This window comes from Cytobacillus sp. Bva_UNVM-123 (assembly GCF_046351715.2).
GTDB lineage: Bacteria > Bacillota > Bacilli > Bacillales > Cytobacillaceae > Cytobacillus.
The window spans coordinates 2,029,464-2,050,648 of record NZ_CM177772.1 but is presented as its reverse complement, the minus strand read 5'-3'; the positions used below and the strand labels follow the sequence as shown (position 1 = coordinate 2,050,648).

Annotated in this window: 21 protein-coding genes; 4 read left to right on the top strand and 17 right to left on the bottom strand. The window is 37.6% G+C overall.

Annotated features, from left to right (window positions below; all coding sequences use genetic code 11):
* Window positions 1-24 precede the first annotated feature (24 nt).
* The 6 genes from priA to KDN24_RS10075 form a co-directional block, all read right to left on the bottom strand.
* Entirely contained in the window at window positions 25-2,445 is a 2,421-nt protein-coding gene (gene priA / locus KDN24_RS10100) for a primosomal protein N' (RefSeq protein WP_409974733.1), read from the bottom strand.
* Entirely contained in the window at window positions 2,442-3,650 is a 1,209-nt protein-coding gene (gene coaBC, locus KDN24_RS10095) for a bifunctional phosphopantothenoylcysteine decarboxylase/phosphopantothenate--cysteine ligase CoaBC (RefSeq protein WP_409974732.1), read from the bottom strand. The genes priA and coaBC overlap by 4 nt, the downstream gene beginning before the upstream one ends.
* A 206-nt stretch (window positions 3,651-3,856) precedes the next feature.
* Entirely contained in the window at window positions 3,857-4,078 is a 222-nt protein-coding gene (gene rpoZ / locus KDN24_RS10090; protein WP_409974731.1) for a DNA-directed RNA polymerase subunit omega, read from the bottom strand.
* Window positions 4,079-4,080: 2 nt separating this feature from the next.
* A complete protein-coding gene (gene gmk / locus KDN24_RS10085; RefSeq protein ID WP_409974730.1) occupies window positions 4,081-4,695 on the bottom strand; it encodes a guanylate kinase in 615 nt (204 codons plus the stop codon).
* 9 nt (window positions 4,696-4,704) lie between these two features.
* On the bottom strand, window positions 4,705-4,968 hold the full coding sequence (gene remA / locus KDN24_RS10080; RefSeq protein WP_409974729.1) for an extracellular matrix/biofilm regulator RemA: 264 nt from the start codon (window positions 4,966-4,968) through the stop codon (window positions 4,705-4,707).
* Window positions 4,969-5,130: 162 nt separating this feature from the next.
* Window positions 5,131-7,809 carry a calcium-translocating P-type ATPase, SERCA-type gene (locus KDN24_RS10075; RefSeq protein WP_409974896.1) on the bottom strand — a complete coding sequence of 893 codons (2,679 nt, stop codon included), beginning with the start codon at window positions 7,807-7,809 and terminating at the stop codon, window positions 5,131-5,133.
* A 419-nt stretch (window positions 7,810-8,228) separates the two neighbouring features.
* Here KDN24_RS10075 and KDN24_RS10070 point away from each other — a divergent pair, with 419 nt between their 5' ends.
* The 4 genes from KDN24_RS10070 to KDN24_RS10055 all read left to right on the top strand — a co-directional run bounded on the left by KDN24_RS10070 (window position 8,229) and on the right by KDN24_RS10055 (window position 11,377).
* Window positions 8,229-9,941 carry an Rqc2 family fibronectin-binding protein gene (locus tag KDN24_RS10070; RefSeq protein ID WP_409974728.1) on the top strand — a complete coding sequence of 571 codons (1,713 nt, stop codon included), beginning with the start codon at window positions 8,229-8,231 and terminating at the stop codon, window positions 9,939-9,941.
* A 335-nt stretch (window positions 9,942-10,276) separates the two neighbouring features.
* Window positions 10,277-10,507, top strand: coding sequence for a spore coat associated protein CotJA (locus tag KDN24_RS10065; RefSeq protein WP_409974727.1), 231 nt, complete (start codon window positions 10,277-10,279; stop codon window positions 10,505-10,507).
* Window positions 10,504-10,764 carry a spore coat protein CotJB gene (locus KDN24_RS10060; protein ID WP_409974726.1) on the top strand — a complete coding sequence of 87 codons (261 nt, stop codon included), beginning with the start codon at window positions 10,504-10,506 and terminating at the stop codon, window positions 10,762-10,764. Before KDN24_RS10065 ends, KDN24_RS10060 begins: the two co-directional genes overlap by 4 nt.
* Before the next feature lie 43 nt (window positions 10,765-10,807).
* A complete protein-coding gene (locus tag KDN24_RS10055) occupies window positions 10,808-11,377 on the top strand; it encodes a manganese catalase family protein (RefSeq protein WP_409974725.1) in 570 nt (189 codons plus the stop codon).
* Window positions 11,378-11,554: 177 nt separating this feature from the next.
* On the opposite strand, the gene pyrE is transcribed toward KDN24_RS10055, so the two are convergent.
* The 11 genes from pyrE to KDN24_RS10000 form a co-directional block, all read right to left on the bottom strand.
* Window positions 11,555-12,178 carry an orotate phosphoribosyltransferase gene (pyrE, locus tag KDN24_RS10050; protein ID WP_409974895.1) on the bottom strand — a complete coding sequence of 208 codons (624 nt, stop codon included), beginning with the start codon at window positions 12,176-12,178 and terminating at the stop codon, window positions 11,555-11,557.
* Window positions 12,178-12,891: an orotidine-5'-phosphate decarboxylase gene (gene pyrF, locus KDN24_RS10045; RefSeq protein WP_409974724.1), complete on the bottom strand. Its 714-nt coding sequence runs from the start codon at window positions 12,889-12,891 to the stop codon at window positions 12,178-12,180. Before pyrF ends, pyrE begins: the two co-directional genes overlap by 1 nt.
* Window positions 12,888-13,805 (bottom strand): dihydroorotate dehydrogenase, encoded by a 918-nt coding sequence (locus KDN24_RS10040; RefSeq protein WP_409974723.1) that lies wholly within the window; start codon window positions 13,803-13,805, stop codon window positions 12,888-12,890. The genes pyrF and KDN24_RS10040 overlap by 4 nt, the downstream gene beginning before the upstream one ends.
* Window positions 13,802-14,581, bottom strand: a complete 780-nt coding sequence (locus tag KDN24_RS10035; protein ID WP_409974722.1) for a dihydroorotate dehydrogenase electron transfer subunit — start codon at window positions 14,579-14,581, stop codon at window positions 13,802-13,804. The genes KDN24_RS10040 and KDN24_RS10035 overlap by 4 nt, the downstream gene beginning before the upstream one ends.
* The gene (gene pyrC / locus KDN24_RS10030; protein ID WP_409974721.1) at window positions 14,578-15,864 is read right to left on the bottom strand and encodes a dihydroorotase; all 1,287 of its coding nucleotides are present in this window, start codon (window positions 15,862-15,864) and stop codon (window positions 14,578-14,580) included. Before pyrC ends, KDN24_RS10035 begins: the two co-directional genes overlap by 4 nt.
* Complete coding sequence (locus tag KDN24_RS10025) at window positions 15,827-16,765, bottom strand: aspartate carbamoyltransferase catalytic subunit (RefSeq protein ID WP_409974720.1); 939 nt, start codon at window positions 16,763-16,765, stop codon at window positions 15,827-15,829. The genes pyrC and KDN24_RS10025 overlap by 38 nt, the downstream gene beginning before the upstream one ends.
* A 156-nt stretch (window positions 16,766-16,921) precedes the next feature.
* Complete coding sequence (locus KDN24_RS10020) at window positions 16,922-18,205, bottom strand: solute carrier family 23 protein (protein WP_409974719.1); 1,284 nt, start codon at window positions 18,203-18,205, stop codon at window positions 16,922-16,924.
* A 212-nt stretch (window positions 18,206-18,417) separates the two neighbouring features.
* Window positions 18,418-18,960 (bottom strand): bifunctional pyr operon transcriptional regulator/uracil phosphoribosyltransferase PyrR, encoded by a 543-nt coding sequence (gene pyrR / locus KDN24_RS10015; RefSeq protein WP_409974718.1) that lies wholly within the window; start codon window positions 18,958-18,960, stop codon window positions 18,418-18,420.
* A 362-nt stretch (window positions 18,961-19,322) separates the two neighbouring features.
* Complete coding sequence (locus tag KDN24_RS10010; protein WP_409974717.1) at window positions 19,323-20,234, bottom strand: RluA family pseudouridine synthase; 912 nt, start codon at window positions 20,232-20,234, stop codon at window positions 19,323-19,325.
* Entirely contained in the window at window positions 20,206-20,700 is a 495-nt protein-coding gene (gene lspA, locus KDN24_RS10005) for a signal peptidase II (protein ID WP_409974716.1), read from the bottom strand. The genes KDN24_RS10010 and lspA overlap by 29 nt, the downstream gene beginning before the upstream one ends.
* Window positions 20,701-20,793: 93 nt before the next feature.
* Window positions 20,794-21,078, bottom strand: a complete 285-nt coding sequence (locus KDN24_RS10000; protein ID WP_409974715.1) for a hypothetical protein — start codon at window positions 21,076-21,078, stop codon at window positions 20,794-20,796.
* Window positions 21,079-21,185: the final 107 nt, after the last annotated feature.

Below are 21,185 nucleotides of genomic sequence, written 5' to 3'. Positions count from 1 at the left end.
TTTACTATATTCATAACAAGATTTCTACATTAAAATATAAGGATTTACATCAACAGAAATTTGCAAGCCGCTTTGAGAAATATCTTGCTGGTATTGATCCAATACATTTTTCAAGGAATTGCTAAGTTCTGGCTCCCGCTTGTATTTTATCAAACATTGATAGCGATATCGATTTTTTATCCGAGGAATCGGGGATGCGACTGGCCCCAAGCAAATCGCTTCTTTCGACAGCCTCGAGCGAAGGTAGGTGGTGATTTTTTCGGTAATTGAAACAACCTTCATTAATTCCTCATGGCTAACTGTAATAAGGGAAAGATAATAAAAAGGTGGGTATTTATGCATTTTCCTCATTAGCATCTCCCTTTCGTAAAACCGATCAAAATCTTGCTCACCTGCTAGTTCTACACTATAATGCTCTGGTGTGTATGTTTGGATTACTACTTCTCCAGCAAGTTTATGTCTACCTGCCCGCCCACTCACCTGTGTTAATAATTGAAACGTTTTTTCCGAGGACCGAAAATCAGGTAAATTAAGCATTGTATCTGCAGATAAAACACCGACTAGCGTTATGTTCGGGAAGTCTAATCCTTTCGCAATCATTTGTGTTCCGAGTAAAATATCGGCATGACCATCTTGAAATTGTTCTAGTAATCTTTCGTGAGAACCCTTCCTACTTGTTGTATCTACATCCATTCGAATAACCCTTGCCTCGGGGAGAACCTTTGCTAATTCCTCTTCAACCTTCTGCGTACCAGTACCAAAATAGCGAATATGTTCACTATCACATTCAGGACAATGATGTGGTACATTCGCTTCATAACCACAATAATGGCATTTCATTTGCTCACTGTAGCGATGATATGTTAATGAAATATCACAATTAGGACAATTCACTACATAGCCACAACCTCTGCACATAACGAATGAAGAGTGACCTCTTTTATTGAGAAAAAGAACAATCTGCTCGTTTTTCACTAATCGGTCTTTTATTTTTTCTAGTAATATTCGAGAAAACATTGAACGATTTCCATCCCGTAATTCTTCTCTCATATCAATAATTTCAACTGTCGGAAGAGGCTGTTTATTCATTCGATTAGGCATATTAAGAAGCTTGTAAACTCCTTTTTGTGCTCGTGCAAAGGATTCAAGAGAAGGAGTTGCACTTCCTAATATAACTGGACACTGATACGTTCGGGCTCTTTCAATTGCAACTTCTCTCGCATGATAGCGCGGATTGTCCTCTTGCTTATAGCTTGTCTCATGCTCTTCATCAATAATGACGATGCCTATATTTTCAAATGGTGCAAAAATAGCGGATCTTGCTCCGACGACAACCTTTACTTCTTTTCGTAAAATTTTCCTCCACTCATCATATTTCTCTCCTGCCGAAAGTCCACTATGAAGAACAGCAACTTGAGCACCGAATCGTCCTTTAAATCGTTTTACCATTTGTGGTGTTAGTGATATTTCCGGTACAAGAACGATCGCTTCTTTACCATCCTCCAGAACCTTTTGTATCGATTGTAGATAGACTTCTGTTTTTCCGCTACCTGTAACACCGTATAGTAAAAAAACATCGTGCTGCTTTTTTTCTATTGACGTTATGATAGGCGAAATTGCGTTTTTCTGATCGATTGTTAGCGGAAACGGCTTACTATTTTCAAACTTTCTTTCCTCAAATGGGTCTCGGTAAATTTCCATTTCCTTTTCTAGTAGAAAATCTTTTTTTATCAATCCTTTTATTACAGCTGAAGAAACCCCTAAAGTCGCAAGTAGTTCACGCTGTTCAATAACAGTACCTTCATTTTCAAGAAAGTAATCAAATACTTGCTTCTGTCTAATTGCCTGTCCTGACAATTTTTCAATCTCCACTGCTAATTGCTCACTGCTTAGATTTGAATAAATATATTTTAGCTTTTTCTTTTTTACTCGTTCCTTTACTTCGTAAATGATCTCAATATTACCATTTGCTGCTTCTTTTTGAAGTAAATATAAAGAACCATACTTTAATGCATCTTCCCAAAGAACGGGCTGCTGAGCTTGAAAAATGGTTTGAATATCGGCTGGCAAATCTCCTCTATTCTTTACCTTTTCAGTTAATCGGAGCTTTTTCTCATATTTTGCTTTTAAAGCTGCAGGCAACATCGCTTGAAATGCAGATATTTTGTAGCATAACGTAGTTTCTGTTAGCCAATCTCCTAATGACAGAAGCTCTTCATTTAGCACGGGTGTTAAATCCATTGGTTCAATTAATTCTCTTAATTTCCTAAAGGATGATTCTGCTTTTAGATCGGTAACAAATCCTTGAATTTTTCTTGGACCGAACGGAACAACTACTCTCATACCACGTTTTATTACATCTACTAAATGGTCTGGAATTAAATAATCAAAAGTCTTGTCCGTTTGTTTTGTTGGCACATCGACAATAACACTTGCTACATTCATTCATTTTCATCCCTTAATAATTGACAAGCTTCCTCAAGTATTTTCTCAGCTACTTCATGCTTAGACATTATAGGCAGATCAATTGAAGTTCCATCACGCTTAAACAATGTCACAATATTCGTATCGGTTTCAAAACCAGCGCCTTCAGCCTTCACATTATTTGCAACAATCATATCGACATTTTTTTTCATTAACTTTGCTTTTGCATATTCTGCTACATTGTCCGTTTCAGCAGCAAAGCCAATTAAGATTTGCTTATCTTTTTGTTTACCAAGTTCTAATAAAATATCATGCGTACGTTCTAATTCTAATATTTGTTCACCTGGCTGTTTTTTAATTTTATGATCATAACTGATCTTCGGGCGATAATCTGCAACTGCAGCAGTCTTAATGATAATATCTGCATTCATATATTCTTCCATTACTGCCTCATACATTTGTTGAGCACTTTCCACTTGAATAAGATTTACTCCAGCTGGTGGTTGGATTGACACTGGGCCTGATATAAGAATGACCTCTGCACCTGCTTTAACAGATTCTTCTGCAATGGCATAGCCCATTTTCCCAGAAGAATGATTTGAAATATATCTTACAGCATCGATTTTCTCTCTCGTAGGGCCCGCGGTAACGACAATTTTTTTTCCCAAAAGCTTAGGATGATCTTGGTGAAAATAGCGACGAATGTTCTCAATAATTTTCTCAGGCTCTTCTAATCTCCCTTTACCAACATAGCCGCAGGCCAAATGACCCTCAGATGGCTCGATAAAACGGTAACCAAAACGGTTTAATATTTGAATGTTGTTTACTACTGCTGGATGGTTAAACATATGAACATTCATCGCTGGGGCAATCCATACAGGAGCAGTTGCTGCTAGTAATGTCGTTGAAATCATATTGTCGGCAATTCCATGTGCTAGTTTCCCGATTATATTAGCAGTGGCAGGCGCAATCAAAATTAAATCAGCCCAATCAGCTAAATGAATATGTGCAATCACTTTCGAATCTTTCTCATCAAAAGTATTTGTAAAAACATCATTTCTTGATAATGCTTGGAATGTTAGCGGATTTACAAACTCCATTGCAGACTCACTCAAAATTACTTTTACTTCTGCACCCGCCTGAGTAAGCTTACTCGTTAAGGCAGCAGCTTTATATACGGCAATGCCACCAGTTACACATAATAGAATTTTTTTTCCGTTTAGCATCGTTAAAGACCCCCATGCAAACTAATCTAAAAAAGCCTTAGCGTGTTTGTTCCAATCTTGTTTTGAAGCTTGTCCAATTCATTCATATACTTGGACAACCCGCTAAAGGTTTTTTCTCCATATTATCTTTTATTATGCAAGAATAAATCATATTTTTCATTAAAAATAAAAATAACAACCCCTAAAAAGGTTGTTATTTTGAACATTTATTCGTTAATCTCTTCGCCTTGCTTTGTCGGAACACGGTAATGAAGAACATCTGCATTAATTTCTTCAAGCGCTTTACCAACATTTTTAAACGAGACATATTTATCAAGTATAAGCTTTTCATTTACTTGTAACTTTCTTGCCCGCTTGGCAGCGACAGAAACTAGTGAATATTTTGAATCAATCTTTGTCATTAATGAATCAATAGAAGGATAAAGCATTATTAATCTACCTCCAGCATTTTTCGATATCGTGGTTCAATACGTTCTCTTCGTAAATGTTCTGCGATAACGATCGCGTTAATTTTTTCACAAGCATGGGCAATCTCATCATTTTCTACAACATAATCGTATAAATGCATCATTTCAATTTCTTCTTTTGCAACAGACATCCGATTATTTATAATATCTTCCGTTTCGGTACCCCTCGTAACAATTCTGTTTTTTAGTTCAGACAGGCTTGGTGGTACAAGGAAAATAAATAAACCATCAGGAAATTTCTCGCGAACTTGGCGCGCACCTTGAACTTCAATTTCTAAAAAGACATCCTTTCCTTTTTCTAACGTCTCCTTTACATAGTCAACAGGTGTGCCATAGTAGTTTCCTACAAATTCAGCGTATTCCAGAAGTTTTCCTTGCTCAATTAAAGATTCGAACTCTTCACGGGATTTAAAAAAATAATCGATGCCATCTACTTCGCCTTCTCTTGGCTTTCTAGTAGTCATTGAAATTGAATATTCAAAGGCAGTATCAGGCTGTGAAAAAATTTCTTTCCGAACAGTCCCTTTGCCTACACCAGAAGGGCCGGACAAAACAATTAGTATACCTTTTTCTTTCATCAAAGTCTCCTACCCTTCATCGAGATTTTCATCGCGGTCATCTAGGCGATGGGCAACTGTTTCCGGTTGCACCGCAGATAAGATTACATGATCACTATCCATGACAATAACGGCTCTCGTCCTGCGGCCATATGTAGCATCAATTAATGAACCGCGATCGCGTGCATCCTGGATAATTCTCTTTATGGGTGCTGATTCAGGGCTGACAATAGAGATAATTCGATTAGCAGAAACAATATTGCCAAAACCTATATTAATTAATTTGATCGACATCTAGGTCCTCCAACCATCAAATATATATTTTGACCCTATATACATGTTTCTAAACAGGGTCGATCTTTATCTTTCATAAAAAATAACATTTTATAGAAAAAAAGCAATAATAAAAAAGGGTAATAGAAAATTTATCTATTACCTTTAGGATTATATCATACTTTATTTTCTTTTTCTTGCTAAAAATGAGCCAGCAAGTAAAAAAGTTGGGATTGCAGCAAGTCCAACAATCGTAAACCAGTCATGCATGTCGATCGAAACTGTATGGAAGATCGGCTGTAAAGGTGGGTAGTATATAACGACAAAGAGTAATAGCAATGATGATATGACAGCCCATACTAAATATTTATTGCCAAACGGATTTCGAGCAAACACCGATTTTTCACTCCGGCAATCAAACACATGGATGAGCTGAGCAAGAACTAAAGTTGAAAATGCAACGGTTTGGGCATATTCAAGCTCATCTGGATGTGCTTGATAGGCAAAAATAAAGGCCAATAATGTAACAACACCAATTAGAAAACCACGCGATACAACTTTCCAGCCAAGGCCTCTTGAGAATACACCTTCCTTCGGATTTCTTGGCTTTCGCTTCATCACATCATCCTCAGGCTCATCAAGTCCTAAAGCCATTGCAGGAAGTCCATCCGTAACTAAGTTTACCCATAAAATTTGGATTGGGACTAATGGGAGCGGGTAGCCCAATAGCATCGCAAATAGCATAACAAGAATTTCCCCCACATTCGAAGCTAATAAATATCGAATAAATTTTCTAATATTCTCGTAAATATTTCTTCCTTCTTTAATCGCTGCTTTTATCGTTGCGAAATTATCATCAAGTAGAACGAGTGCTGAAGCTTCTTTCGCTACATCAGTACCTGTTATCCCCATAGCCACACCGATATCAGCTGCTTTAATTGCTGGAGCATCATTAACCCCATCACCTGTCATTGCAACGATATGTCCTTTGCTTTGTAAGGCTTTCACGATTTTTAATTTATGTTCTGGGGAAACACGTGCAAAAACAGAAACATCCTCTACGATGTCTTTAAGCTCATCTATATCCATTTTAGAAAGCGCTTGACCATCTACTACCTTCGAAGACTTCGTCATAATCCCCAGCTGCTTCGCTATTGCTTTTGCAGTGATCACGTGATCACCAGTTATCATAATTGTTTTTATACCTGCTTCCTTACATTCCTTAACCGCCTCTTTTACTTCTGGGCGAGGCGGATCGATCATACCTTGAAGTCCGATAAAAATTAAATCCTTCTCCGCTTCATCTTCATGTAAAATGATTGTTTTTGCTGGGATTTCTTTAAATCCAATGGCTATTGTTCTTAAAGCTTTAGAAGCAAGTCCTTCAATCGATGTCTGGATTTTATGTGCTATTTCATTTGACATAAAATTGCGTTTACTATCCCAGAATACCGTCTTACTGATTCTAACTAATACATCTGGTGCCCCTTTTGTAATGACAAATTGTCTGCCATTTTGATCCTTAACAATGATGCTCATCATTTTTCTAGTTGAATCAAATGGAAATTCCTTCACAATATGATAGCTATTTAATAAACTATTTCGACTAAAGCCGGCTTTCATTCCTGCAACGAGTAATGCCCCTTCTGTTGGATCACCATCAATAAAATATTCGTTATTCTTCTGCTTAATTTCAGCATGATTGCAAAGCATCCCAAATATAAGAAGTTGCTGTAGGGCTTTATCTTTTTTCGGTTCAATGATGTTGTGATTGTTATAAAAGTTACCTTTTGGTTCATATCCAACCCCATCGACAAGCCACTCCCGTCCACCACTCCATAGATGCGTAACAGTCATTTCGTTTTGTGTTAACGTTCCGGTTTTGTCTGAACAAATTACGGAGGCACATCCTAATGTTTCGACAGCAGGAAGTTTTCTAACAATCGCTTTTTGCTTTATCATTCTCTGAACTCCAAGTGATAATGCAACTGTAACAATTGCTGGCAATCCTTCAGGGATCGCTGCAACTGCTAATGAAACACCTGCGAGAAACATCGTATAAATATCATGGCCTCGTATTACACCAGCTATTACGACTAAAACGGTCAAGATTAGAGCGACCGTTATTAATATCTTACCTAATTGTTCAAGACGTCTCTGCAGCGGAGTTGTCATGGATTCAGCCGTTTGCAATAAATCTGCAATCTTACCCATTGCCGTCTTCATTCCAGTCCCAATGACAATACCGACACCGCTTCCTCTTGTAACTAATGTACTCATAAAAGCCATATTTTCCATATCACCGATTGAAACATTCGCTGATTTTATCGGCCCAGTTGATTTTGAAACAGGTAATGATTCACCCGTTAATGCTGATTCTTCAACTTCAAGGCTGTTTGATTCAATTATTCTTACATCTGCACCAATACGGTCTCCAGTTGAAAACTTAATAATATCTCCAACGACAACTTCCTTTGAAGGAATCTTTATCCATTCTCCATTTCTTAATACATGCACTTGAGGGGCAGAAAGCTCCTTTAGGGCGTGTAACGATCTTTCTGCCTTTCTTTCTTGGAAATATCCGAGCAAGCCATTTATAAGCACAATTGCTATGATCGCAATCGCATCAATGTATTCACCGAGTAAGCCTGAAATAAGAGTTGCTGCCAAAAGGACAAGTACCATAAAATCTTTAAATTGACTAAAAAATAGGAGCAATGCCGATTGTTTCTCACCTTCAACAAGTTCATTTAAACCATATTGGTTTCTTCGTTTTTCTACCTCATCGTTCGTCAAGCCTAACTCACTATCAATACCAAGAGCCTGCTTAACTTCTGTTTCGTTCATTTCATGAAATCTCATCGGGTCATCACACTTCCTCCTATTATATAAGCTATTTTTTATGTACATAGCGAAACTATTCCATTCATCTAAAGAAAGCTTATTCAGCCTCGTCCAAAAAAATGCTATTATATTAGGAACGAAGGTTAAAAACGCCACATCCTGTGGCAACACCTTCATTTGCACATCCTGTGCGTCAAGCGGAAGCGGCTTGTTCAGGGGCGACAAGCACAAGACGATTCTCATGGAAAGGTTGTACTTTACCTTTCTAGGAGAATTGACTTGTGACCTCGAGCCCCTAGCCGCTGAAGCTAGACAATAAGAGGAACGAAGGTTAAAAACGCCACGTCCTGTGGCAACACCTTCATTTGCACATCCTGTGCGTCAAACGGAAGCGGCTTGCATATGGAAGTTATTTTAAATAGAAAAGGATGTTTCTAATGTCATTTGATGGATTATTTACGAGGGCAATGACAAATGAGCTTGCCAACGAATTAAAAGGCGGAAGAATTAGTAAAATTCATCAACCTTATAAAAATGAAATTATTTTAGTAGTAAGAGCAAACGGAAAAAATCATAAGTTGCTTTTATCAGCCCACCCAAGCTATGCTAGAGTACAATTAACAAGTGAGGAATATGATAATCCTCCTGAGCCCCCGATGTTTTGTATGTTATTACGCAAACATCTTGAAGGTTTTTTTCTTGAAGACATTCGCCAAATTAATTTAGACCGTATTATTATTTTTGAAGTTAAAGGAAGAAATGAAATTGGAGATACGTCATACAAACAATTAATTATTGAAATAATGGGAAGACACAGTAATATTACTTTAGTTGATAAAACAAGAAATATTATTTTAGACAGTATTAAACACGTTTCCTATGCTGTAAACAGTTTTCGTGCTATTTTACCAGGGCAGGAATATGTTCTTCCTCCTCAACAAGATAAATTGAATCCTCTTGAGGCTGATGAAGATGATCTTTTAAGAATGATTGATTTTAACAATGGAAAGCTTGATAAACAGCTTGTTACACATTTTGCCGGCATATCACCCTTGCTTGCGAAGGAAATCACCTTTCAAGCTGGGCTTGCCAACCGAACAACATTACCAAAAGCTTTTTTAGCTGTTATCGAATTATTGAAGGAGCAAAAAATAAAGCCTTCAATTATTTCAAACAACCAGAAAGATCAATTCTATCTTTTCCCATTAGATCACTTACATGGAGAAATAAAAGAATTTGCTTCATTAAGCGAAATGCTTGACCGCTTTTATTTCGGTAAAGCTGAGAGAGATCGAGTTAAGCAGCAGGGTAACGATTTAGAAAGATTCATTAGTAATGAAAAGGAAAAAAATGAAAAGAAAATTGAGAAGCTTGAGTCAACATTGAAAGAAGCAGAAAATGCCAATATTCTCCAGCTTTACGGAGAATTGCTTACAGCAAATATATATGTGATTCAAAAAGGAATGAAAGAGATTGAGGTGACCAATTACTATGATGAAAATGGTTCTACTCTCATAATTCCTTTAGAACCGCAAAAAACGCCCTCTGAAAATGCACAGAAATATTTTACGAAGTATCAAAAAGCGAAAAATGCCGTTCATATTGTAAAAGAGCAAATTGCCATAGCGAGAGAAGAGCTCGCCTATTTCGAATTATTAATTCAGCAGATCGAATCAGCTTCACCAAAAGATGTTGAAGAGATTAGAGAAGAGCTAATTGAGGGTGGATATTTAAAAACACGCCAGAAAAAACAAAGTAAAAAACCACAAAATATGAAGACTATTTTAGACCTTTACATTTCCTCAGATGCGACTGAAATTTTAGTCGGAAAAAATAATAAACAAAATGATTATTTAACAAATAAATTTGCTGCAAGAGATGAAATATGGCTTCACACAAAAGATATTCCGGGGTCACATGTTGTCATACGCAGTAAAGCACCTTCTGAACAAACGATTATCGAAGCGGCAATATTAGCTGCTTATTTCAGCAAAGCACGTAGTTCCAGCTCTGTCCCAGTCGATTTTACCGAAGTACGACATGTTAAAAAACCTAACGGATCCAAACCTGGATTTGTCATTTATGATCATCAACAAACTGTATATGTGACACCAGATGAAGAAGTTGTTATTGCACTAAGCAAGAAATAGATAAATTTAGTGGGGCTGTCCGATAAGTGCCTGGCTCTCTCCTCACAACACAATATATAGAGTAGCTTTAACTGCTTTTTATCTATATAAAGTGTTGGAGGTGCCAGGCTCTTTGTTTTCGGACAGCCCCTCGCTCTATGCGTGAATAGCTGAGGTTCTCGCCCATTTTTATACTTGTATTTCCAATTAACCTGTCACTCAAAAATCATGAAACTACTTTTTCTTTTCAAATTTCCCACAAATGTTTAAAACACTTAAGTCCCCTTTCAAAAAATAACATGAAACAAGAAAATGATTCATATATTTATAAGAGGTATATTAAAAGGAGGGATTGCATGTTTACAACCACAAAAACATATTATCCGTATATTAGTCCCTTTGATCCTTGTAAGCCAATAACAGTTAAAACCTATTCAACACCTCCCAATTTATATATGGGGTTTCAGCCGCATAATCTCCCGCAATTTACACCGATGGAAGCGTTAAGGGCCGGTACATTATGGAAAGCCTTCTATGACCCCTATTACAGTCCTTTTGAAAAAGCAAAAGGAGTACATGGCTCATGAAGCAGCTTCCAGCGGAATACTACCAATTATTAGAACAGTTACAAGCTGTTGACTTTGTCTTAGTTGAACTAACGTTATACCTTGACACCCATAACGATGACGAAGAGGCCATAAAGCAATTTAATTATTATGCAAGTGAACGAAAAAAATTAAAAAAAGCATATGAAAGTAAATATGGACCACTTATGCATTTCGGTCATAGCTATTCAGGCACCCCTTGGAATTGGGATGATCTACCGTGGCCATGGCAAGTTTAAAAGTGATAAGCATTTTGAAAGAATGAATAAGGGGTGAGACGAAATGTGGGTGTATGAAAAGAAACTGCAATATCCCGTTCGAGTGAGTACTTGCAATCCGACTCTTGCAAAATATCTTATAGAACAGTACGGAGGTGCTGATGGAGAGCTTTCAGCAGCTTTAAGATACTTGAATCAACGTTATACAATCCCTAACAAAATCATCGGGTTACTAACAGATATTGGGACGGAAGAATTTGCGCATTTAGAGATGATTGCAACGATGGTTTACAAACTTACAAAAGATGCTACACCTGATCAAATGATTGCTGCTGGTTTAGCTCCTCACTATGCAAACCATGACAATGCCCTTTATTATGAAAATGCAGCTGGCTCACCTTGGACCGCTACATATATCCAGGCAAAAGGAGACCCAATTGCTGATTTATATGAAGACATTGCTGCGGAAGAAAAAGCGAGAGCAACCTACCAATGGATTATTAATATGAGCGATGATCCTGATTTAAATGATGGGTTAAGATTTTTAAGGCAAAGAGAAATAGTTCATTCCCAGCGATTTAGAGAAGCAGTAGAAATTCTAAAAGATGAGCAAGGTAAAAAGAGAATATTCTAAACCCTTTGAAAAGCAAGGTTTCAATTTTATAAATAAGAGAGAGTGTGTCCCAAAAGTATAACTTTAGGGACTCTCACTTTTTTTATGTTCTTATTAGCCTGTCCGTTTATTTCCGTTTCAGATGCTTCGCTTTCCGAGGGACAGACGGTAAGCCCCCCATAACAAAATAAATTATGACTATTGCTTCCACTGTTCAGGATTTTGCCTCCACTCTGAAAGCTTAGCTAAATCTTCTTCCTGAATATATCCCTTTTCATTAGCAATTGTTGTTAGCGTTTCAAAGTCAGTTAGTGAATAGGCTGTAATTTTTGCTTCATCAAGCAATTTTATTCCTTTTTCTAGCTGATACGTAAAAATAGAAACAACACCTAATACTTCACAGCCCGCTTGACGTAATGCATCTACTGCTGTTATGACACTGCCGCCTGTAGAAATCAAATCTTCAACGACCACAACTTTTTGACCGCGTTCTGTTTTTCCTTCAATTTGGTTTCCTTGGCCATGACCTTTAGGCTTTGATCGAACATAACACATTGGCAAATTCATTAACTCACTTACCCACGCTGCATGAGGAATTCCCGCTGTCGCTGTCCCTGCTATTAACTCTACTTCAGGGAAATTTTCTCCAATCAGCTCTTGCAAGCCTCTTGCAATTTCCTTTCTTACAGTTGGATATGACAATGTTAAGCGATTATCACAATAAATAGGTGAACGCATACCAGATGACCATGTAAAAGGATCATTTGGCTTTAAAGCAACCGCCTTAATTTCTAATAAGCTTTCTGCAATTTTTGATTTCATCATCTATTTATCCCCCATGCTTCCTTAAACTGTAAATATGCTTCAAACGGAGTTGTTGATCGCGTAATTGGGCGACCGACAACAATAGCCGAAACCCCTTCCGATTTTGCAAATTGTGGTGTCGCCACTCGCTTTTGGTCTTGGGCTTCATCTGTGTTTAGCCGAATTCCAGGTGAAACTGTTAAAAAATCAGCTCCAAGTAATCGGCGAATCGACCTTGCCTCATGAGTTGAGCAAACAACACCATCTAAATGAGCGCTTTTTGCTAAAGAAGCATAGTGCAAGACTGATTCTTCAAGTGATACTTGAATGAGTTGTTCTGATTTCATTTGTTCTTCTGAAGTGCTTGTCAACTGAGTAACAGCTACACAAGCTGCACGTTTTCTTCCCGATTCCGTACCCGCTGTGAGACCATCCAATGCAGCTTCCATCATTTCTTTGCCTCCCGCAGCATGAACAGTGACAAGATCACATCCAAGACGTGCGAGACCCTTCATCGCACTTTTCACCGTATTCGGAATGTCATATAGCTTTAAATCAAGGAAGATATCATGACCTTTTTCTTTAAGGTTATAAACCATTTCTGGCCCTTCCTGATAAAAAAGTTCCATCCCAATTTTCAGGAAAAGTTTTTCATCGTCAAATTTAGTTAAAAACTGGATTACTTCCTTTTTGTTTGCAAAATCTAACGCAATGATCGGTGTTGTTCTCAAAGGCCCTTCCAGCTCCTTCCTATACATTCAGATATATGATCAAATCCAAGGGAATTCATTAACTCAGGCAATTCATCAATAATTGTCGGACAAACAAATGGATCGACAAAATTTGCTGTACCTACCGCAACCGCACTTGCTCCTGCGTAGTAAAATTCGAGGACATCTTCAGCTGATTGAATGCCCCCCATCCCAATGATCGGAAGCTGAACATGTTGGCTAACTTCATAAATCATTCGAATGGCAACTGGCTTAATGGCAGGCCCTGACAGACCGCCGGTTTTGTTCGCTAAAATGGGGTTTCCTGTTTTAAGATCAATGCTCATTCCTAGAAGCGTATTAATCATCGTTAGTCCATCAGCTCCACCAGCTTCAACCGCTTTTGCCATTTCTACAATATTTGTAACATTCGGTGATAACTTCACATAAACAGGCACTTCAGATACTTCTTTTACTTTCTTCGTTAAATTTTTTGCAACTTCTGGAATTGTGCCGAAGGCAATTCCCCCGGTCTTGACATTTGGACAAGAAATATTTAATTCAAGAGCATGAACATTACGTACTTTGGAAATTTCTTTTGCGACTTCTATATAATCTTCTTCCATTGAACCAGCGACATTCGCGATGATAGGAACGTCAAATTGCTCAAGCCACAGCAGTTCTTCATTTATCACTTTTTCTAAACCAGGATTTTGCAGCCCGATAGCATTAAGCATACCAGCATTCGTTTCTGCAACTCGTGGTGTTGGATTTCCGAAACGAGGCTCTAGGGTAGTCGCTTTTATCATAATTGCTCCAAGTAAGCTTAAATCATACAGTTGACTAAATTCTCTCCCAAAACCGAAGCAACCAGAAGCTGGCATGATTGGATTTTTCAATTGTAGACCTGGCAAGTTTGTTTGCAAGGATTTCATAGCTTAACCTCCCCTGCTTTAAAAACTGGTCCATCACTACAAATCTTTTTATATGTGTAACCTGTTGAATCATCCACTGTTTCACATACACATGCGAAACATGCACCAATTCCGCAAGCCATACGTTCCTCTAATGATAGATATACTTTCTTATGTTTATACTCCATTTCAAGTGCTCTAAGCATTGGAGTCGGTCCGCATGAATATAAAATATCAAAGGATAAGTTTTTCTTCTCTATCACATTCGTAACAAACCCTTTATAGCCATATGTGCCGTCTACTGTTGCAATATAAGTATCTCCAAGACTTGTAAAGGCCTGTTCGTAAAACACAGCCCTTTTTGATTGAAATCCAAGAACATGAATAACTTTAATTCCTTGTTCAACAAGCTGTTTCGATAGTTCATATAATGGGGGTACCCCAATTCCACCACCAACAAGTAAGGCTGTTTCCCCTCGTTTGGCTTCATTCACAGGAAAACCATGACCAAGCGGGCCTAATACATCAACAACATCACCACTTTGCTTCTGTGATAGTAATGTCGTTCCTTTACCTTCTGTCCGATAAATACACGTAAATTGACTTTTAGTCTGCTCAATATTCGCTATACTAATCGGTCTTCTAAGTAAAGGACTAGAGCTGTCTGAAACCTTTAAATGGACAAATTGGCCTGGTTCTCCCATTTCATGAACGAGCTCACCTTGAAGGGTGAGCTCAAAAATATGTTGTGCAATTTCGTGTTGTGAGACTATCTTACATTGTTCCTTTTTTATCATGCCCGTTCATTCCTTTTATCCCAAACGATATGACCATTCACAATTGTCATTATTGGCCAGCCTTTGCATTCCCAATTTGCGAATGGAGTATTTTTCCCCTTTGAAAAAAATGTTTCAATATTAATTTTTTCAGTTTGTTCTAAATCTATTAATACTAAATCCGCGTCCGCTCCTACTTCGATTTTACCTGAAGTAAGATTGAAAGCTTCAGACGGCCTTATCGTAAATAAATCGATAAGCTGTTTTAAGGAGAGGATTCCTTTTTGAACAAAATGAGTGTAAAGAAGTGGGAAAGCTGTTTCTAAACCCACAATTCCAAATGGGGCGAGCTCCATTCCCCAAGCTTTTTCCTCTTCCGTATGTGGGGCATGATCTGTCGCAATAAAATCAATTGTTCCATCAAGAATGCCTGCAATTAGAGCTTCTTGATCAGCCTTTCCTCTTAAAGGGGGATTCATTTTGTAATTCGTATCTAAACCGGGTATATCTTCTTCACATAATAGGAGATGATGCGGAGTTACTTCTGCTGTTACCTTAATACCTGCACGCTTTGCATCTCTTACGACTCTGACAGACTCCTTTGTACTTATATGACATACATGATAATGACAATTGGCTGCTTCCGCTAAAAGCACATCCCTTGCTATATGAACAGACTCACAAACTGAAGGAATCCCATTTAAACCATGTTTATTTGAAAATACACCTTCATGAACAGCACCTTTATTAATTAATGTATCTTCTTCACAATGAGCAACAATCGGCATCTTAATTTCTGCAGCTTTTTTCATCGCAGCTAACATCATAGATGCTGATTGAACTCCAACCCCATCATCAGTAAATGCGAATGCCCCAGCAGCTTTTAGAGCTTGAAAATCTGTTAGCTCACTTCCAACCTCGCGGACAGTGATTGAGGCATATGGGAGAACTTTGACAACAGCCGTTTCCTCAATTCGCTTATTTAACCACTCTAATTGTTCCTTCGTATCTGGAACTGGTCTCGTGTTTGGCATTGCTGCCACTGTAGTATATCCACCTCTTGCAGCGGCCTTCGTACCTGTCGCAATCGTTTCTTTTTTTTCCCCGCCTGGCTCGCGTAAATGAACGTGTAAATCAATAAAACCTGGAGCAATTAAGCGCCCATTTGCATCAATGGTTCTTTCAGACTTCCTATCAATATGATGAGCTATCTCTAATATCTTTCCTGATTCAATATAAATATCCACTTGTATTTGTTCATTATCATTAATAAGCAACCGGCCATTTTTGATGATTATGGACATGATTATCGCTCCCTTCCGCTTGTTCAATGGCTCGTTTTAAAACAGCCATTCTAACATATACACCGTTTTCCATTTGTTTGAAAATTCGCGACCGTTCACATTCTACTAAACTATCAGCTATTTCTACATCCCGATTTACAGGTGCTGGATGCATGATAATACTCCCTTGCTTCATTCTGCTTTCTCGTTCTACAGTTAGGCCATATGCATGATGATAATCTTCGGCAGATTTTTTTTCTTTTTCATTATGACGCTCATGCTGTATTCTAAGCAGCATGACTACATCTGAAGTTTCAATGGCTGTGTCGATCTTTTCATATGTGCCATGCTCAACTATCTCATTATCAAACCACTCAAATGGTCCAGAAAAAACTACATTGGCCCCAAGCCTTACAAGTGCGTCTGCATTTGACCTTGCTACACGGCTATGTCTTATATCTCCAACAATCGCTATTTTTAATCCTTCGAATCGACCAAACTCTTGCTGAATGGTTAATAAATCAAGCAGTGATTGTGTTGGATGATGACCACATCCATCACCTGCATTGATTACTGCAACATTTACCTTCCCTATTAATTCATCAAAATAGCGGTCTTGGCCATGTCGGATGACAATTGAATTTACACCGATTGCCTCTAATGTTTTTACGGTATCGTAAAGTGTTTCTCCTTTTGCCACACTTGATGTACTAACCTCAAATGGAATCGTTTCAAAACCTAATCTCCGCTCTGCAACCTCAAAACTACATTTCGTCCTCGTGCTATTTTCAAAAAATAAATTCGCGGTAAAGATTTTTTCTCGTGGCAACCATTTGCCACCTTTTTGAAAATACTGTGCATCAGCTAAGATTTGATAAATATCAGTAATTGATAACTCTGTTGTGGTTAGTAAATGTTTCAAGTTGAACCCTCCTATTTTGGAAAAGAATAACTAATTTTTCTAAAAAAACACCCTGACAATTGTCAGGGTGTCGAAGAGTTGAAACATATGCCAAAAATATATCGGCAGTCTGCATTCAACACCCTTGCTAGCCTCTCTGGACTTTCTTAAAAGATGTTAGTTATCAGTTTCAAACATATTTTTTTCGATTTTTGGTCGACCAGGTAAAACTAGATTTAAAATTACTCCAAATATCGCAGCTAGTGCCATACCTTGAATTTGAAAACTACCCAAATCAATATGAGCGCCACCAATTCCAATAACTAGAATTACTGAAGCAATCACTAAATTACGTTTTTCACCAAAATCAATTTGACTATCAACAAGCATTCTCAAACCAGATGAAGCAATGATACCGAAAAGTAAGATAGAAACCCCACCCATAACAGGAGTTGGGATTGAGCTAATTAGGGCTGAAATTTTGCCAATAAATCCGAAGATAATCGCAATAACAGCTGCTCCTCCAAGTACGTACACACTGTAAATTTTTGTTATGGCGAGTACACCAATGTTTTCACCGTAAGTCGTTTTCGGTGGTCCACCCATAATAGCGGAAATCATTGTTGCCATTCCATCACCAAGAAGAGAACGATGTAAACCTGGGTCTTTAATATAATCTTTACTTACGACTTTACCTAATACTAGTTGATGGCCAATGTGTTCAGACATCGTCACAATAGCAACTGGTAGCATTAAAAGCAAAAGGTCAGCGGTAATTTTAAAATCATAATCGACGAAAGGAAAGACAAAATCAGGGATTGCAACCCAAGCAGCTTCTTTCACAGGAGTCAAATCAACAACACCAACGAAGTATGCGTAAATATAGCCGCAAATAATTCCCCCTAAAATCGGAATCATACTAATCATCCCTTTGAAATAGACGGACAAAATAATTGTCACAGCTAAAGTCACAAGTGCGACTGAAAAATGTAGCACACTATACTCTTCTGTTATGGGATTATTCATGGCCATCCCTACTGCTGTTCCAGAAATCGCTAATCCGATTACCATTATGACTGGTCCAACAACAATTGGAGGAAGGAGGTTCATTAACCAGCGATAGCCGCCTTTTTTTATAATGAGAGCCACTACTCCATATAAGAGTCCGACCATAAAGCTACCGATCATCATGGCACCAATTCCACCAGCTTCTCCTGCCATTTGCAATGGAATAATATAAGCAAATGATGAACCTAAATACGCAGGAACTTTCCATTTCGTAATGATAAGAAAAGCAAGTGTACCAAAGCCGCTTGAAATAAGAGCGATAGCTGGATCTAGATCAACTAAATAAGGTACTAATACTGTTGCACCAAACATAGCGAATAAATGCTGGATACTTAATGTTAACCATTGTAGTGGTGATGGAACATCTTTAATATCTAATATTGGCTTGTTCATTTTTTCCTCTCCCTATGTAAGGATTTTTCTATAACCTATTGAGTAAAAATATGGATGATTGCTAACTTGTATCCTCTAGTCTTCAGTAATTCTTATAAAAAAACCCTCATTTGCTAAAATGCACAAAAGAGGGTAAAAGAGTACAGCAAAATACATATAGCCATTGCTGCTTCCCTTTATCAGCCTCTCTGGACTGCATTTAAAAGGGTTATTTAGTTTTCATAAATACAAACTCTATCCATTTCGTCTACTTCTTTAAGTTCGACAACAATTCTTTCTGAACTTGAGGTAGGAATGTTTTTCCCGACGAAGTCTGCTCTTATTGGCAACTCACGATGGCCCCTATCAACGAGTACAGCAAGCTGAATGGCTGCAGGTCTGCCAATATCAATTAATGCGTCTAGAGCAGCTCTAACGGTCCTCCCCGTATAAAGCACATCATCTACTAAAATGACTTTCTGATTATTAATATCCTTTTGAATGTCCGAACCTTTAACAAGTGGTTCTTGATTTTCTGTTTTCACGGTTAAATCATCCCGGTATAACGTGATATCCAATTCTCCGACTGAAACCTTTGTGCCTTCAATTTGTTCAATTCGTTCTGCAAGACGATTAGCAATATAGATTCCTCTTGTTCGAATTCCAACGAGAATACAGTCTTCAATTCCTTTGTTTTTTTCGATGATTTCATGAGCGATTCTCGTTAATGCTCTTCTAATTGCCTGTTCATCTAGGACAATTGCTTTTTGCGACATATTTATCACCTCTAAGAAAAGCGTAAGCGCCTTGACCAGTTATTCAGCCACTGCAAAATATTTATTATGTTCTTATTAACGTGTCCGTTGATTTCCGCTCCAATCAACTCAATGCAAAAAATTAGGATAAACTTTAATGTAAAATACCATAGTATCAAGTACTGTTGCTGTGATAAATTTTGTACTTTCTTATCTTTAAATAAAAAACCTCTCACCGATTTGGTGAGAGGAATAACGATATTTTAACAAAATTAAGGGGAATGCTCTTTCCCTTAATTATAACCGATTCCTTCTCAGCCTCACGGGACTGTATTAAAGGGCTTATTCAACTATCGTCATTTTATAGTACGAATAAACAGTTGTCAATGGCTATTTTTTAGTTCATGAATTAATTGTTCAAAATAAGCAGGCAGTGGAGCCTCAAATTCCAAGTACTCACCTGTTCGCGGGTGCATAAAACCTAATACCCCAGCATGTAAAGCTTGCCCATCAATATGAAGTGTTTTACGTGGGCCGTACTTCGGATCGCCTGCAAGTGGATATCCAATATATTTCATATGCACACGAATTTGGTGAGTTCTACCTGTTTCCAATTGACATTCAATGAAAGTGAATTCTGCAAATCGTTCAATCACATGAAAATGAGTGACAGCTCGTTTACCATTATCCACTACTGCCATACTTTGTCGGTCCTTTTGATCTCTAGCTATTGGTGCATCAATCGTCCCATAATCATGCGGAATAACGCCATGGACGATGGCACGATACTTCCTCGTTACTGATTTTTCAACTAATTGATTTACAAGACTTTCATGAGCTAAATCATTTTTGGCAACCATTAATAAGCCTGATGTATCTTTATCAATTCGATGAACAATCCCGGGCCTCATTACACCATTGATTCCAGAAAGATCTTTACAATGTGCCATTAATCCATTTACAAGCGTTCCTGACGTATGACCTGGAGCTGGGTGAACGACCATTCCTTTCGGTTTGTTTACAACTAAAACGTCCTTGTCCTCATAATAAATATCTAAATCCATTTCTTCAGGAATGACATTTAGCTCCTCCAACTCAGGAATTTGAACAATAATCACATCATCTTTATTACATTTATAATTCGTTTTCACATTTTGTCCATTTACGGAAACATATCCATCTTTAATCCAAAGTTGAACTTGTGTTCGTGACCATTCCTTATTCAATGTTGATAAAACTTTATCGATCCTTTCTCCTGCTTGCTCTTCAGGAATTATGTGCTCCATTTTCTCCATGAGTTTTCTCCTTCTTCATTTTTCTTTCTTCATGCAGCATTTGAAGCATTAATAAAGCTACCCCAATAACTAAGGAAGAGTCTGCAACATTGAATACAGGAAAATCATAGCCAAAAATATATGTATTAATAAAGTCGACTACTTCTTTTCGAAATATACGGTCAATAAAATTGCCAATCGCGCCGCCGAGCATCAATGCTAATGATACACCTAGAAGCCGATTTCCTTTCGCTGCTTTTTGCATGTAATAAATGATTCCGATAATGACAATGACTGTTATGACATAGAAAAACCACATTTGTCCTTCCAAAATTCCCCATGCTGCTCCTCTATTTCGATGCGAGGTTATATAAAGGAAATCTTCAATGACTTTAATGCTATCTCCTAATTCAAGGTTTTTCACGATGAGCCATTTCGTAAATTGATCTAGTGCTATAATAAATAAAGCAATTATGTAATAAAACACAAAGGTAACCTCCAACTATTATTTCATTACCTTTGCATTTTAGCATAAACTGTATAAAAAACACAGTTTATCTAAACTAATATTAATATGATGCTAATAAATTCCTTTCCGATAATAACGATCTAATTCATTACAATCCTTTAAAGATTTTAGTGTTGGCACATTCATAAGCAAGTCCATTGGCATTAGCTCTCCTGATAACTCACATATTCCAAAATTCCCTTTTTCTAGTTTTTGAAGAGTACTTTCAATATCATGAAGCTCAGCCTTTATGATCGGCTTTATAAGTGGAGAACAGCTTTCATCTTCTAAGCTTTTCTGTAATTCCATTTTTGTTGTACGGAGTTCTGAATAAAGGTCCATTGCTTTTATATCCATTTATGCTCCTCCGTTCTTAGATGCGTTTCGCTTATTATTTCCTCAAGATTTTATTAAAGTCAGGCAATGATTTTCTAAACGAACAACTATTAACAATTTTACTTAAA